At 69.9% G+C, this 249-nt stretch carries 1 protein-coding gene; it reads left to right on the top strand.

Annotated elements, in window-relative coordinates:
* Nucleotides 1–249: hypothetical protein (locus tag EOB80_RS35945; protein WP_206516870.1), on the top strand; the 249-nt coding region annotated here is incomplete at both ends.

The raw sequence follows: 249 nt of genomic DNA, 5'->3' as shown, positions 1-249 counted from the left end.
TCCTGCGCGGCTGCTGTTCCTCGGCTGGCGCTGCCTGTTCGGCCGGCGCCTGCTCGGTTTGCTGCTGCTGGTCGCGCTTCTTCCGGCGTGGCTGCTGTTCCTCGGCTGGCGCGGCCTGTTCGGCCGGCGCCTGTTCGGTCTGTTGCTGCTGGTCGCGCTTTTTCCTGCGCGGCTGCTGTTCCTCGGCTGGCGCTGCCTGGTTGGCCGGCGCCTGCTCGGTTTGCTGCTGCTGGTCGCGCTTCTTCCTGC

This window comes from Mesorhizobium sp. M7A.F.Ca.MR.245.00.0.0, assembly GCF_003997415.1.
In the GTDB taxonomy this organism is placed as follows: Bacteria; Pseudomonadota; Alphaproteobacteria; order Rhizobiales; family Rhizobiaceae; genus Mesorhizobium.
The sequence above is the reverse complement of the archived record's forward strand: the minus strand, read 5'-3'. Positions and strand labels throughout refer to the sequence as shown.